Source organism: Gemella taiwanensis, assembly GCF_054054385.1.
In genome coordinates this window covers 1-1,022 of record NZ_JBSMTL010000025.1, presented here as the reverse complement: position 1 = coordinate 1,022, position 1,022 = coordinate 1, and the positions used below count along the sequence as shown (strand labels likewise).

Below are 1,022 nucleotides of genomic sequence, written 5' to 3'. Positions count from 1 at the left end.
ATTATTACTAGTGCCTGTGGTTCACTTGTAATCGGACTATCAGCCTTCGCTGGTTACGAATACGGAAAACAGCAAACATTTCAAACAACATCACTAGTACAAAATACAGCACAAGCAAAGAAAATTAATTACTCAGACAAAGTTAGTTCTGTTGTCGTTAGTGAAATCACTGATGATGGATACGTGACACTTCACGGAGATCACAGTCACTTTGAAAAAGGATTAGTACCATATAACGCTAAAATTCTTGATTCATTAGTTTATAAAAATAAGGATTATAAATTTAAAGATGAAGATATTCAATATGAACTTGCAGAAGGTTATGTTATAAAAGTTAATGGTAAATATTACTACTATCCAAAAGAAGGCATAAATCAAAGTAATATTGTCGATGAGAAAACTGCTAAAGAAATTTCAGCTCATGCACATCACCATCATCATGGAGAAACTAGTGAATCTAAAGAGAGTGGAGATCACTACACATTTAATCCTAAAGATATTGTAAGTGAAACTGCAGATGGTTATGTAGTACGTCATGGAGATCATTTCCACTATATTAAGAAAAGTGAACTATCAAGATCTCAATTATCACAAGCAAGCAAAGTAGAAACTAACAGTTCATTACCAGCATCGACTGTAGGAATAACAACTCCAACAAGTGATGGATATATCTTTAAAGGTGAAAATGATATAATAGGAAAAAACAGTTTTGGATTTATAGTTAAACACGGTAGTCACCAACACATAATACCTTATTCTCAATTAGTAGGTACAAAATGGGAATACTTAGTAAATAACACTAAAGCTCCAGCAGCTACTACAAATACAACAGCTGTGAATATTCCAAAAAACAATACAACAAATAACGAAAAACAAGAGCTACATAAAGATTCATCAAGTACAGAAGATAATTATACATTTAATCCAAAAGATATTGTAAGTGAAGATGAAAATGGTTATACAGTACGTCATGGTGATCACTTCCACTATATTCCTAAAAACAAAGTAGAAAAACCTGCTGA

1 protein-coding gene is annotated in these 1,022 nt (G+C 32.1%); it reads left to right on the top strand.

The genetic code is table 11. From position 1 onward, the window contains the following. Positions 1 to 1,022, top strand: a 1,022-nt coding sequence (locus ACWOA3_RS08825; RefSeq protein WP_456885428.1) for a pneumococcal-type histidine triad protein, incomplete at both ends; no start/stop codon positions are given.